Source organism: Pseudomonas sp. Leaf434 (genome assembly GCF_001425545.1).
GTDB classification, from domain to species: domain Bacteria; phylum Pseudomonadota; class Gammaproteobacteria; order Pseudomonadales; family Pseudomonadaceae; genus Aquipseudomonas; species Aquipseudomonas siliginis.
In genome coordinates this window covers 514417-528122 of the sequence record NZ_LMQZ01000008.1, presented here as the reverse complement: position 1 = coordinate 528122, position 13706 = coordinate 514417, and the positions used below count along the sequence as shown (strand labels likewise).

13 protein-coding genes are annotated in these 13706 nt (G+C 60.4%); 10 read left to right on the top strand and 3 right to left on the bottom strand.

All coding sequences use genetic code 11. The annotated features are described in order from the left end of the window. The first annotated feature begins 7 nt into the window (after positions 1 to 7). From ASG55_RS17240 to ppnP, 7 genes are all read left to right on the top strand, one after another. A complete protein-coding gene (locus tag ASG55_RS17240; protein WP_056788538.1) occupies positions 8 to 892 on the top strand; it encodes an SDR family oxidoreductase in 885 nt (294 codons plus the stop codon). Between the two features lie 3 nt (positions 893 to 895). Further along, positions 896 to 2512: an acyl-CoA carboxylase subunit beta gene (locus tag ASG55_RS17235; RefSeq protein ID WP_056788535.1), complete on the top strand. Its 1617-nt coding sequence runs from the start codon at positions 896 to 898 to the stop codon at positions 2510 to 2512. 30 nt (positions 2513 to 2542) lie between these two features. Continuing rightward, complete coding sequence (atuD, locus tag ASG55_RS17230; protein WP_056788533.1) at positions 2543 to 3700, top strand: citronellyl-CoA dehydrogenase; 1158 nt, start codon at positions 2543 to 2545, stop codon at positions 3698 to 3700. Continuing rightward, the gene (locus tag ASG55_RS17225; RefSeq protein WP_056788531.1) at positions 3697 to 4494 is read left to right on the top strand and encodes an enoyl-CoA hydratase/isomerase family protein; all 798 of its coding nucleotides are present in this window, start codon (positions 3697 to 3699) and stop codon (positions 4492 to 4494) included. The genes atuD and ASG55_RS17225 overlap by 4 nt, the downstream gene beginning before the upstream one ends. A 202-nt stretch (positions 4495 to 4696) precedes the next feature. Then, the gene (locus ASG55_RS17220) at positions 4697 to 6658 is read left to right on the top strand and encodes an acetyl/propionyl/methylcrotonyl-CoA carboxylase subunit alpha (RefSeq protein WP_056788528.1); all 1962 of its coding nucleotides are present in this window, start codon (positions 4697 to 4699) and stop codon (positions 6656 to 6658) included. A gap of 70 nt (positions 6659 to 6728) precedes the next feature. Further along, positions 6729 to 7271: an exonuclease domain-containing protein gene (locus ASG55_RS17215; RefSeq protein WP_024013686.1), complete on the top strand. Its 543-nt coding sequence runs from the start codon at positions 6729 to 6731 to the stop codon at positions 7269 to 7271. A gap of 71 nt (positions 7272 to 7342) precedes the next feature. Further along, positions 7343 to 7627 (top strand): pyrimidine/purine nucleoside phosphorylase, encoded by a 285-nt coding sequence (ppnP, locus tag ASG55_RS17210; RefSeq protein WP_039759849.1) that lies wholly within the window; start codon positions 7343 to 7345, stop codon positions 7625 to 7627. Between the two features lie 73 nt (positions 7628 to 7700). On the opposite strand, the gene ASG55_RS17205 is transcribed toward ppnP, so the two are convergent. Together ASG55_RS17205 and ASG55_RS17200 are read right to left on the bottom strand one after the other, a co-directional pair. After that, a complete protein-coding gene (locus tag ASG55_RS17205) occupies positions 7701 to 8507 on the bottom strand; it encodes an MOSC domain-containing protein (protein ID WP_056788525.1) in 807 nt (268 codons plus the stop codon). Positions 8508 to 8697: 190 nt separating this feature from the next. Continuing rightward, positions 8698 to 9633, bottom strand: coding sequence for a chemotaxis protein CheV (locus ASG55_RS17200; protein WP_016770829.1), 936 nt, complete (start codon positions 9631 to 9633; stop codon positions 8698 to 8700). Positions 9634 to 10087: 454 nt separating this feature from the next. Here ASG55_RS17200 and ASG55_RS17195 point away from each other — a divergent pair, with 454 nt between their 5' ends. From ASG55_RS17195 to ASG55_RS17185, 3 genes are all read left to right on the top strand, one after another. Then, positions 10088 to 10558, top strand: coding sequence for a hypothetical protein (locus tag ASG55_RS17195; protein ID WP_056788632.1), 471 nt, complete (start codon positions 10088 to 10090; stop codon positions 10556 to 10558). A 463-nt stretch (positions 10559 to 11021) separates the two neighbouring features. Continuing rightward, the gene (locus tag ASG55_RS17190) at positions 11022 to 11915 is read left to right on the top strand and encodes a sensor histidine kinase (RefSeq protein WP_024013690.1); all 894 of its coding nucleotides are present in this window, start codon (positions 11022 to 11024) and stop codon (positions 11913 to 11915) included. Next, complete coding sequence (locus ASG55_RS17185; RefSeq protein WP_056788523.1) at positions 11912 to 12571, top strand: response regulator; 660 nt, start codon at positions 11912 to 11914, stop codon at positions 12569 to 12571. The genes ASG55_RS17190 and ASG55_RS17185 overlap by 4 nt, the downstream gene beginning before the upstream one ends. Here the strand turns inward: ASG55_RS17185 and yegS are convergent. Further along, positions 12555 to 13472, bottom strand: coding sequence for a lipid kinase YegS (gene yegS / locus ASG55_RS17180; protein WP_041478444.1), 918 nt, complete (start codon positions 13470 to 13472; stop codon positions 12555 to 12557). The two genes, ASG55_RS17185 and yegS, sit on opposite strands and share 17 nt — an antisense overlap. Positions 13473 to 13706: the final 234 nt, after the last annotated feature.

Genomic DNA, 13706 nt, shown 5'->3' with positions numbered 1-13706 from the left:
GGTGTGCATGGCTTACGCGTCGATTTTTCGCGCCGATCTGTTCAGCGGCCAGAACCTGATTGTCACCGGTGGCGGCAGCGGCATCGGTCGCTGCACCGCCCATGAACTGGCGGCCCTCGGCGCCAATGTGCTGCTGGTCGGGCGCAAGCCGGAAAAGCTGGAAAAAGTCGCCGCCGAAATCACCGACGACGGCGGCCGCGCGCACTGGAAGGCCTGCGATATCCGCGATGAAGAAGCGGTCAAGCAACTGGTCAAAGAGCTGATCGCCGAACACGGGCCGATCCACGGTCTGGTCAACAATGCCGGCGGCCAGTACCCGTCGCCCTTGGCCTCGATCAATCAGAAGGGCTTTGAAACCGTGCTGCGGACCAACCTGGTCGGCGGCTTTCTGATGGCCCGCGAAGTGTTCAACCAGTCGATGAGCAAACACGGCGGCAGCATCGTCAACATGCTCGCTGACATGTGGGGCGGCATGCCCGGCATGGGCCACTCGGGGGCAGCGCGTTCGGGCATGGACAATTTCACCAAGACCGCCGCGTTCGAGTGGGGTTACGCCGGGGTCCGGGTCAACGCCGTGGCGCCGGGCTGGATTGCGTCCAGCGGCATGGACACTTACGAGGGCGCATTCAAAGCGGTGATTCCGACCCTGCGCGAGCATGTGCCGCTCAAGCGTATCGGCACCGAATCGGAAGTCAGTGCGGCGATCGTGTTTCTGCTCAGCCCGGCGGCGGCATTCATCAGCGGCACCACAGTGAAAATCGACGGCGCCGCCAGCCTCGGCAGTCGCGCCTGGCCGCTGCACAAGGCCAGCCACAGCGAATCGTTCAATGGTTTCCACCGCGCGTATTTACCAGAAGTGTTGCGTCCCGACGTGCTCAAGGACAAGGAATAAGCCATGGCGCAGATTCAGTCGCAACTCGATCCGCACAGCGAAGCGTTCGCGCGCAACCGCGCGGCCATGCTCGCCGCCATCGAGCAGGTGCAGCAGCTTGAACAGAACCTGTTGAACAAGGCCGCCGAAGCCAAAGAAAAATTCAGCAAACGCGGGCAACTGTTGCCCCGCGAGCGCTTGAACCTTTTGCTCGACCCCGGCGCGCCGTTCCTCGAACTGGCCAGCCTCGCCGGCTACAAGTTGCATGACGACAAGGACGGCAGTTCGGCCGGTGGCGGGCTGATTGCCGGCATCGGTTATGTCTGCGGCATCCGCGCGATGGTGGTCGCCAACAACAGCGCGATCAAGGGTGGCACGATCTCGCCGAGCGGCCTGAAAAAATCCCTGCGCCTGCAACAGATCGCTCGGGAAAACAAACTGCCGATGATCACCCTCGCCGAAAGCGGCGGTGCCAATCTCAACTACGCGGCGGAGATTTTTGTCGAAGGCGCGCGCAGTTTCGCCAATCAGGCGCGCATGTCAGCGATGGGTTTGCCGCAGATCACCGTGGTGCACGGCTCGGCCACCGCAGGCGGCGCCTATCAACCGGGGTTGTCGGATTACGTGGTGGTGGTGCGCGGCAAGGCCAAGCTGTTTCTCGCTGGCCCACCGTTGCTCAAAGCGGCGACCGGCGAAGTGGCCACCGATGAAGAACTCGGAGGCGCCGAAATGCACGCGCAAGTCGCCGGCACTGCCGAATATCTCGCTGAAAACGACGCTGACGGCATACGCCAAGTCCGCGACATCATGCGCATGCTGCCATGGAACGAGCAGTTGCCGTGGCTGCCGGAGCCGCAATTCAAAGAACCGCTCTACCCCATCGACGAACTGCTCGGGCTGATCCCGGATGATGCAAAAAAACCCTACGACGTGCGCGAAATCATCGCGCGGATTGCTGACGAGTCGGACTTTCTCGAATTCAAAGGCGAGTTCGATCAGCAAACCCTTTGCGGCCAACTGAAAATCCAGGGCCGCGCCTGCGGCTTCATCGGCAACAACGGCCCGATCACCCCGCAAGGTGCGAGCAAGGCGGCGCAGTTCATCCAGTTGTGCGACCAGAACCAGACGCCGCTGCTGTTTTTCCACAACACCACGGGTTTCATGGTCGGCACCGAATCGGAACAGCAAGGCGTGATCAAGCACGGCTCGAAACTGATCCAGGCGGTGGCCAACGCACGGGTGCCTAAACTGACCATCGTCGTCGGCGGCTCCTACGGCGCCGGCAACTACGCCATGTGCGGACGCGGGCTCGATCCGCGTTTCATTTTCGCCTGGCCCAACAGCCGCACAGCGGTGATGGGCGGCGCTCAGGCCGGCAAGGTTCTGCGCATCGTCACTGAGGCCAAACAGCTCAAGGACGGCATCGAGCCCGATCCGAAAATGCTCGACATGCTCGAACAGATGACCGCGCAGAAACTCGACAGCCAGTCCACCGCACTGTACGGCAGCGCCAACCTGTGGGACGACGGCCTGATCGACCCGCGCGACACCCGCACCCTGCTTGGCTACTTGCTGGATATATGCCACGAAGCCGACAGGCGTACGCTGCAACCCAACAGCTTCGGCGTCAGCCGCTTCTGACCGCCACGGATCCTACGGAGAACAACAACAATGATTTTCACCCCGGAACACGAAGCCCTGCGCCGCACCGTCCGCCAGTTCGTCACGCACGAGATCAACCCGCACGTCGAAGAGTGGGAAAAGGCCGGACGTTTTCCCATCCACGAAATTTTCCGCAAGGCCGGTGAGCTGGGCCTGCTGGGCATTTCCAAGCCGGAAAAATTCGGCGGCATGGGCCTCGATTACAGCTATTCGATCGTCGCCGCCGAAGAGTTCGGCACCATTCATTGCGGCGGGATTCCGATGTCGATCGGCGTGCAGACCGATATGTGCACCCCGGCGCTGGCGCGCTTCGGCTCCGATGAACTGCGCGAAGAGTTCCTCCGGCCGGCCATCACCGGCGAACAGGTCGGCTGCATCGGCGTTTCCGAAGTCGGCGCCGGCTCCGATGTCGCCGGGCTGAAAACCACGGCACGCAAGGACGGCGATGACTACGTGATCAACGGCAGCAAGATGTGGATCACCAACTCGCCGAGCGCCGATTTCATCTGCCTGCTGGCCAACACCTCGGACGACAAGCCGCACATCAACAAGTCGCTGATCATGGTGCCGATGAACACCCCGGGAATCAGCCTCAGTTCGCACCTGGACAAGCTCGGCATGCGCAGCTCGGAAACCGCGCAGGTGTTCTTCGACAACGTGCGCGTGCCCCAGCGCAACCGCATCGGCCATGAAGGCGCGGGGTTCATGATGCAGATGCTGCAGTTCCAGGAAGAACGTCTGTTCGGCGCGGCGAACATGATCAAGGGCCTGGAATATTGCATCGACAGCACCATCGAGTACTGCAAGGAGCGCAAGACCTTCGGCAACGCGCTGATCGACAACCAGGTGATCCACTTCCGCCTCGCCGAATTGCAGACCGAAATCGAATGCCTGCGCGCCCTGGTCTATCAGGCCACCGAGCAATACATCAAAGGTCAGGACGTAACGCGCCTGGCGTCGATGGCCAAGCTAAAGGCCGGACGCCTCGGCCGTGAAGTCAGCGACAGCTGCCTGCAATATTGGGGCGGCATGGGCTTCATGTGGGACAACCCGGTGGCCCGCGCCTATCGCGATGTGCGCCTGGTCTCGATTGGCGGCGGTGCCGACGAAATCATGCTGGGGATCATCTGCAAACTGATGGGCATCCTGCCGGGGAAAAAGAAATGAGCGGCCTGCCCGATTGCCAGACGCTGTTGCTGGAGCTGCATGGTGGCGTGCTGCACATCACCCTCAACCGCCCGGACAGCCGCAACGCGATGAGCCTGCAAATGGTCGCCGAACTGCGCGCGGTGCTGGCGGCGGTGCGTGATGACCGCTCAGTGCGGGCCTTGGTGCTCAGCGGTGCCGGCGGGCACTTCTGCGCCGGTGGCGACATCAAGGACATGGCCAATGCCCGGGCTCAGGGCGCGGACGCTTACCGCGAGTTGAACCGGGCGTTTGGCGCGCTGCTGGAACAAGCCCAACATGCGCCGCAAGTGCTGATCACTGTGCTGCAAGGCGCCGTGCTCGGCGGCGGCTTCGGCCTGGCTTGCGTCAGCGATATTGCGATTAGCGGTCACAAGGCGCAGTTCGGCTTGCCGGAAACCAGCCTTGGCCTGATCCCGGCGCAAATCGCACCGTTTGTGGTGCAACGGCTCGGCTTGACCGAAACCCGCCGACTCGCGCTGACGGCGGCGCGTTTCGATGGCGCCGAGGCGCAGCGATTGGGGCTGGTGCATTTCGTTGAACAGGATGCGCAAGCGTTGGCCGAGCGACTGGATGAGGTGTTGCAACAGGTGCTGCGCTGCGCACCGGAAGCGAATGCGATGACGAAAAAATTGTTGCTGGCGAGTGCCGGACAGCCGTCGAGCGCATTGCTCGATGAGGCGGCGCAGTGGTTCAGCGCGGCGGTGACCGGAGACGAAGGAATCGAGGGGACCATGGCATTTATGCAGAAACGTAACCCTCGGTGGGTCAGCTAAAAGCTTCGCGAGCAGGCTCGCTCCCACAGGTCGAAATGCRTTCCAAATGTGGGAGCGAGCCTGCTCGCGAAGAGGCCCGCACCTTCGCCGCCCAAAACTCAGGAGCGCCCGAATTCGCGGTTGAAATGCGTTCCAAATGTGGGAGCGAGCCTGCTCGCGAAGAGGCCATCCCTTTCACCGCTATCATTTCAGGAACCCCACCATGCCTACCCTCCACAAAATCCTGATCGCCAACCGCGGTGAAATCGCCTGCCGCATCCAGCGCACGGTCCAGGCGCTGGGCTATCGCACCGTCGCCGTGTTCAGCGACGCCGACGCCGATGCGCTACACGTGCAAATGGCCGATCAGGCCGTGCACATCGGCCCGGCGCCGGTGCAGCAGTCTTACCTAAACATCGCGGCGATCATCGACGCCGCCCGACGCGCCGGCGCCGATGCAATTCACCCCGGCTACGGCTTCCTCTCGGAAAACGCCGATTTCGCCCGCGCCTGCGCCGAAGCCGGGCTGATTTTCATCGGCCCCAGCGTCAAAGCCATCGAACTGATGGGCAGCAAACGCCTGTCGAAAATTGCCATGCTCGACGCGGGCGTGCCATGCATTGCCGGCTATCAAGGAGCAGCGCAGGACGACGCGACGCTGCTGGCCGAAGCCGCGCGGATCGGTTATCCGCTGATGATCAAGGCCAGCGCCGGTGGCGGCGGACGCGGCATGCGTCTGGTGCACGAGGCCAGCGAACTGGCGGCGCAACTGCGTACCGCGCGGTCCGAAGCAATGAACGGTTTCGGCAGTGACGAGTTGATTCTCGAGCAAGCGTTGGTCGAGCCACGCCATGTCGAAGTACAGCTGTTCGGCGACCAGCACGGGCATCTGGTCTATCTCGGCGAACGTGATTGCTCGATCCAGCGCCGCCATCAGAAAGTCATCGAAGAAGCGCCGTGCCCGGTGATGACCGCCGAGCTGCGCCAGGCCATGGGCGAAGCGGCGCTTAAGGCCGGGCGCGCGGTGGATTACGTCGGCGCTGGCACCGTGGAGTTCCTGCTCGACGCGCGCGGGCAGTTCTACTTTCTGGAGATGAACACCCGTCTGCAGGTCGAGCATCCGGTGACGGAATTGATCACCGGCCTCGATCTGGTCGCGTGGCAACTGCTGGTTGCCGAGGGCCAGCCGCTGCCGCTGACCCAGGAGCAGATCCGTCTCGACGGTCACGCTATGGAAGTGCGCCTCTACGCTGAAGATCCCGCTGCGGATTTTCTCCCGCAAACCGGCCGAATTGCCGCATGGCAGCCGGCTTCTGATCACGGCGCACGGATCGATCACGGTCTGCTTGAAGGTCAGTCGGTCAGCCCGTTCTACGACCCGATGCTGGGCAAACTGATCGCACACGGCGCCACCCGCGAAGAGGCGCGGCGCAAGCTGTTGCGTACGGTGCAGGACACCGTGCTGCTCGGCGTGCAAAGCAATCAACGTTTGCTCGAGGGCCTGCTGCAACATCCGCAGTTCATCAGCGGCGATTTCAGCACCGCCTTCATCCAGCACCATTTTTCCAGCCATGCCAGCCTCAACACTTATGTGCCGACGACGGAGCAACTGGCGATTGCTGTGGTGTTGTTCTATCAGGCCAGCGCCCTGCCCCATCGCGCCCCGCTGACCGGCTGGCGCAACAACGCCAGCGTGCCGTTGCACTATCGACTCGGCAGTGACGAGCAGGACTGGACGCTGTCGGTGCTGGCGCGCAAATCCGGCGAATGTGTCGTGCAGCTGGGCGAACGCACGCTAGAGTTGAAAATCATCAAGCACACCGCGCAATCGGTAACCATGGAAATCGACGGCCTGCGCCAACGCCACGCCTATCGTCTGCACGATCGGCAGCTGTGGCTGTTCACCCATCCGGGCAGCCTGCGCCTGGAGGATCGAACTCATGCGCCGATCGACAGTCAGACCAGCGTCGCTTCCGGCACCCTCAAAGCGCCGATGGACGGTGCTATTGTCGACGTGCTGGTCAGCGAAGGCAGTACCGTCAGCAAGGGTCAATTGCTGGTGGTACTGGAGGCAATGAAAATGGAGCATCCGTTGAAGGCCGGCATCGATGGCGTGCTCAAACGGGTGCAAGTGAAGGTCGGCGATCAGGTAAAAAATCGTCAGGTTCTGTTGCAGGTCGAGTAGTCGCCCGGGCACAAGCGCGGGGTTTGACTACGCTCTGATAAATCAGAACGCGGAAATCAGGAACCCTGCGATGCCCCATTGGCTGGTCATAGATCTGGAAGCCACCACAGACGAGGGTGGCTGGCCGGTCACGGAGATGGAAATAATCGAGATCGGTGCGACCCTGGTCGACCGCGCCGGGCGCGAGCAGGATCACTTCCAGCGCTTCGTCAAACCGACCCGCCGGCCATTGCTGACGCCATTCTGTCGGGAGCTGACGCACATCACTCAGGCCAACATCGATTCGGCGCAACCGCTGAGCGAAGTCTGGCCGGCCTTTGAGCGTTGGCTGGCGCAGCATCAGGCTCGCCTTGAAGGCTGGGCCAGTTGGGGCGGTTACGATCGCCAGCAGTTGCTCCAGGAGTGGCAGCGCCTGAACATCGACAGCGGCCTGAGCAAAGTCCCGCACATGAACCTCAAACAGCGCTTCGCCAAGGCCCGGCGCCTGGAACGACCGCTGGGGCTCAACGGCGCGTTGCAACTGGCGGGCATGCAGTTCAACGGCCAACAACATCGCGCGCTGGAAGATGCCCGCAATACTGCACGGTTATTGCCGCTGGTCCTGCCGCTTTAGACGCGTGACGGCGCGAAAAGCCTTGTGCATACTGGCCGCCCCCTTTTAAGCCCTTTTCGAGGAATCCGCCCATGTTTAAAGTCAACGAGTACTTCGACGGCACCGTCAAGTCGATCGCCTTTGGCACCGCTGAAGGTCCGGCGACCATTGGCGTCATGGCCCCGGGCGAATACGAATTCGGCACCAGCCAGCGCGAGATCATGCATGTGGTTTCCGGCGCGCTGAGCGTAAAACTGCCAGACAGCAGCGACTGGGAAACCTTCGCCGCCGGCAGCCAGTTCAACGTCCCGGCCAACAGCAAGTTCCAACTGAAAGTCGCCGTTGATACCGCTTACCTGTGCGAATACCGCGGCTGATCCCGCCGGTTTCACTGCGCAAAAAAAATGCCCGCGTCCAAAAGACCCGGGCATTTTTCGTTTCAGCGACAACCTATTCGAGGATTTCCACCGGCATGCCGACTTCCAGGCGGCCGTTGCCGTCGTTGACCAGATTCTGCCCGAACATCGCGCCATCGGCGGTTGAGCGATGTTTCTGTAACGTCGCGAACGGCTCGCGATCGGCGCTACGCTCACCGGTTTGCGGGTCGACAGTGGTCATGATGCAACGCGCGCACGGCTTGACCACGCGGAATTCGATATCGCCGATGCGAATACGTTTCCAGTTGTCCTCGGCGTAAGGCGCGCTGCCTTCGATGACCAGATTCGGGCGAAAGCGCAGCATCTCCAGCTCTCGCCCTACCGTTTCCGAGAGTGCCAGCCGCGAGGCTTCGCCAATGAGCAGCAATGGATAACCGTCGGCGAACGCCACTTGATCGTCATCCTTGCCGAAACCCGACTGCGTGGTGCGCGCCCGCTCGAGTGGCATTTGCACCAGACGTGTCGGCTTGCCGAGGAAGTCGCTGACAAACCGCGCGGCTAGATCACCGGCGTCCGGCACACGCAGGGTGTCACGCCAGATCGTCACACCGCGCAGCTCGGCGTCGGCCGCGGGCAGCGCGACTTCGATAGAACCCTGCTCGGGAGCGCTCAGGGTCAGACCGCCGCTGACATTCCACAACGCCGACAACTGACTCATCTTCGCTTCGGCACGCTGGGTCAGAAAGCGCCCGCTGGCCTCGTCCACCAGCATCCAGCGTCGGTCGCCCACCGGCCCGAGCTTGTCCAGCTCGATGCTTTGCAGGATTTCGCCCTTGCCGGATTTCAACGGGTAACGATAAAGCGCGCTCAGACGCAGCATGGCCAGCTTCCTGATGGAAAAACGCCACCCTATACGAGCTTCAATACCGAATCAAAGCCGTCATTAATGTAAATACACTTCTGTGGGAGCGAGCCTGCTCGCGAAGAGGCCGGCACATTCACCATCAATGTGTCCGACCCTGCGCTTTCGCGAGCAGGCTCGCTCCCACAGGAAGCAAGATGTGCGTGTTTCAGGCCGGCACAGCGTCGAGCATCAGACGCTGGCGCACCACATCAACCAATTTGTCCGGCTGGAATTTGGAGAGGAAGTTGTCGCAACCGACCTTCTTCACCATCGAGTCGTTGAAACTGCCGGAAAGCGAGGTGTGCAACACGACGTACAAGCCACGCAGGCGAGGGTCGTTGCGAATTTCCGTGGTCAGGCGATAGCCGTCCATTTCCGGCATTTCCGCATCGGTGAAGATCATCAGCAGTTTGTCGGTCATGTGCACGCCGGTATCGGCCCAGGCCTTGAGCATGTTCAAGGCTTTCAAACCGTCGCTGGCGATGTGCATTTTCACCCCGAGCTGGCCGAGGGTGTCGCGCAATTGCGAAAGCGCTACGTTGGAATCGTCCACCAGCAACACTTCGCGGCCACGGGCGCGCTCGAGAACCGGATCGTCGAGTTTCTCCCGCGAGACCTTGGCGTTGTACGGGACGATTTCAGCGAGGACTTTCTCGACGTCGATGATCTCCACCAGTTGATCGTCGACCTTGCTGATCGCGGTCAGATAATGCTGGCGACCAGCACTGGTCGGCGGCGGCAGAATGGCTTCCCAGTTCATGTTGACGATGCGGTCGACACCGCCGACGAGGAAGGCCTGCACCGAACGGTTGTATTCGGTGACGATGATCGTGCTGTTCGGGCCCGGCACCAGTGGGCGCATGCCGATTGCCTGGGACAGGTCGATCACCGGCAATGTCTGGCCACGCAGATTGACCACGCCGCAGACGAAGGGATGACGCTGCGGCATCAGGGTCAGCTTGGGCAGTTGCAGCACTTCCTGAACCTTGAACACGTTGATCGCGAACAGCTGGCGTCCGGCCAGGCGAAACATGAGGATTTCCAGGCGATTCTCACCCACCAGTTGCGTGCGTTGGTCTACCGTGTCGAGAATGCCGGCCATCAATGACTCCTGGGCTTGTTCTGATGAATTCACTATGGGGGTTTATCGGCTGCATTCAGCTAATCTTGATTGCTGTAAAGCGCGCCGCTAAAAATGCCATAAATGGCCATTGATGTCACACTGACATCATGCTTTACTGGCAATCGTGATTTCATCTGCTAGATTCATTGCGGCGCGACCTCGGTTTGCACGTTAGGTTCCCGCGCCTAAGGGATTCCCCTAGGATCAATCAGGCCCAACCTGATATTCGCCATTTCCAATAGCCATTACTGTGACGCCATTCTCATTGCATGAACGGAGTCAGGCTATTGTGTGCGATCGCAATTCAGTGGCAACCCACCCTCTGGAACCCTTCGGTCCGTGCACCTGCACCGCCGGGCGCGATCTGCCGACGATTCACGATCGTCGCCACACACGGCCATCCGTCAACCAACACGACGTGGTGGAGATGAACATGCCAATCGACCGTAAAGACTGGGCGCAACGCTTCCCCGAATTTCTGGTCGAGGCCGAAACGCTTCTCGCCAAGTCCGAAGAATGCCTGAGCCATCTGCAACTGATCAGCAATGACAAGGATGCCATCGACTGCATGCTCGGCACTCTGCTGAAGCTGGCCGGCCGGGCCGAAGCACTGGCGCTGGAAGCGATCTCCGAGTTTTCCCTGCACATCTACAGCCTGCTCAATTTGCAGCAGGATCACGTAGATCTGCACGAGCAGGCCCTCGATGCGTTACGTGACTGCCTGACCTTGATGGCGTGGCAGCTCGAGCTGGTCGATCCCAGGACCGGGCAGCTGACCCTGGATAAAAGCGAACAGACTGATCTGCTCGAGGCCTTCGCGGCACAAATGGGCCAAACCTCGTTCGAGCCCAAGATGGTGAGCAAACGTTTGCTCTCTTCATCCTTTACCGCGCGCCAGGCTTGAGCCGGTAAGTCGCGATATTGTCGTAAATGAATACTTCGTGCCTGAAAGCGACAATCCGGGGCAAATAATCAGCCCGACCAACGGCTAATTTTCAGGTGCCGCCATCAGGGTTTTCCCTGTGCCCACCGAGCGACACTTCCAGGCAAATCGAAGTGGCCCAAATACAACAACTCCAGCTTTTTCCAATATGGAACTTGCGTCCACGATCCGATATTTCCTGACTGAATAGACATATATAGCAACCGCGACCAACGGTATGTTAAGTGGTATTATGCCGCCGGTTAGTTGCCTGCCGGTTAATGGCATACTGACTTCAGTGTTACCTTTTCGATGTTATTGCCGGTCAATGATCGCTTAATGAATGCGGTTTGAATCAATAACATAAATGACAGTATTTCCACACAGAGATCCGCCAGTCACCGGTCGGTCTGCCCGCAGCGAACATCCATTGGCTCCATCCGTTATGTACGCCAGTCTCAAGTCACTCATTACATGGCCACCTTCTCGGGAAAACGCCCGGCGCTTCACACTTGTTCTGTGTGTTCTGGCGACCTTGGGCAGTCTGCTGGCGTATGTTGTTTCCGCACGCCTTCCTTTGGGATTGCTGGCGCTCGACATCGCCGCCACCGCGTGCGTCTGGGTGCAATATCGCTTGTCGCGCAAATCGATCAAGTTTCAACCACAAGAGCTGGCTGATCGACTGTTGCAAGTTCAGGAAAACGAGCGCCATCGCCTCAGCCGGGAATTGCACGACGATATCGGCCAGTTGCTCACTGCCGCCAAGCTGCAAAGTGACTGGCTCAAACGCCGCCTGCCGGAGGATCTGCAGGAACAATGCAAGGTGCTCTGTGACACACTGGATGAAACCCTGACCAAGGTGCGTGACGTCTCGGCGATTCTCAATCCACGTCAATTGACCAGCCTGGGACTCGAAGCCAGCCTGCGTGCGCATTTGCTCAAAACACTGGCCAACACGCCGGTCAACTGGAGTCTCGATTGCCAGCAGCGGCTCAACGGCATCCCCGAGGAAATGGCCGTCGCCGCGTTTCGCATCGCCCAGGAAGCGGTGACCAACATCCTGCGCCACGCACAGGCAAAAAACCTGTTGATTCGGGTACAGCGATTGCCGCAAGGTCTGACGCTGTTGATCAGTGATGACGGCCTGGGTTTTGCCCCGGCGGCCGACCCGGCCAGAGAAGGTCAACGCGGCATGGCCGGAATGGCCGAGCGCATCGAACAGTTGGGCGGCACATTGAGCGTTATCAGCGAGCCGGGCAAAGGCACTCGAATCGAAGCACTTTTCCCGTGGGCGCCGCGAGCGCTCGAACGGGCCAGTACGAATAAGGTTATGCGTTGACTTGTAACTTACTTCTGGTGGATGACCACTCGCTGATCAGAGCCGGCGTGCGTGCTCTGGTTCTGGATATTCCCGGTTACGCGGTAGTCGGCGAAGCCAGTGATGGTTCGCAATTGCTCGAAATGGTCGAGCAACTGAGCCCCGACATCGTATTGCTGGACATCTCGATGCGGGAAACCGGTGGCCTGGAAGCGCTGCAACGCCTCAAGCGTGTGCGGCCGCAGAGCAAAGTGCTGATTCTGTCGATGCACACCGATCCGGCGCTGATCATGCAGGCGCTGGAATCCGGTGCCCATGGCTACCTGCTCAAGGACACCACGGCCACCGAGCTCGAGCACGCGCTGGAAGCCCTGCGCAACAACGAACGCTATCTCAGCCCGGCCATCGCTCACACCGTGATCAATCAGGCACTGACCCGCAACCAGAAAAGCCAGCCGGACATCGCCGATTCGCACAATCTGACCGCGCGCCAGCTGGAAATCCTTCGCCTGATCGTGCGCGGCAAATCGACCCGGGAAATCGCCAACGGCCTGGGCTTGAGCGTCAAGACCGTGGAAACCCACCGCGCACAGATCATGAAGCGCCTGCAGATCTATGACGTGGCGGGCCTGGTGCTGTTCGCCGTGCGCGAGCAGATCATCAGTCTTGATGACTGACTGGCGTCAGTTGACTCAATAGCGGCGAGTCCTTTGGCAAGTGCACCTGCAACGCTGCGGGTTTCGCAACAAAACGCAGACTGTCACCTTCCAGTGGCTCGCCGTCGAGATTGATGCTCAGCCCTTCGGCGACCTTGATCTCGACCCACGGCAATCGCGCCCGCACGAACATGTTGTCGAGGCCGAAGCCCTCGCTCAGCAGATTCTTCAGCGTGCCGACCAGTTCTTGCGGTGCCGGCAGGATACTGATGTCCAGCAAACCATCATCGACCTGTGCCTCGGGGCACAGCACATGGCCGCCACCCGCCTGCCGCCCGTTACCGATACCCAGCGCCAGCAGCTCACCCTGCCAATGGAAATCCGGGCCTTGCAACTCGCCGTAAGCGGCATGCAGTTCGCTGAACCGGGTCAGGCCGGTAAACAGATACGCGGCGCCGCCCAAGACCTTTTTCAGATCTTCCGAAGTATTGGCGGTCACCTGGCTGCCGAATCCGCCGGTCGCCATGTTCAGGAAAATCTGCCCGCCCACTTCGCCCAGATCGATATCCGAGGGCTGAACATCCAGTAGCTCAAGGGCTTCGGCAGGCTCCAGGGAAATACCGGCGGCGCGGGAGAAATCGTTGGCGGTTCCCAGCGGCAGCAACACAAGACTGGCTTTTTGCGGATGCTGAGCCAGCGCCTCGGCAATATCGCGCAACGTGCCATCACCGCCACCGGCGATGATTTTGCTGTAGCCGGCCGCCAACGCTTCCTCGACCAGACGCTGGGCGTCGCCGGCCTCCCAGGTCACTCGCACAGCCAGCTCCCAGCCTTGCTCACGCTTGGCTTCGACGGCAGCGCGGACATCCTCGTTGAGTGCCTGTTTGCCATGCAAGATCAGCAGTGCCCGGCGTTCACTCATAACGTCACTCCAAGAATTGAAATCGATTGAAACATCTTGACCACTGTGCGCCTTAAAAAAGCCACCGCGCTGGCAATTAATTCTTCGTCCAACTGCTGGCGTCCTACACAGCGGTATTTTTTCTTACGAAACAAGAGGAATCGGCTTAATTGACCCCGTCCGACCATTGGGTCACCGTGTGCCAGCAGCATCAACCTTCAACCCATTAACACAAGGATGTGCCGGTAATGAACG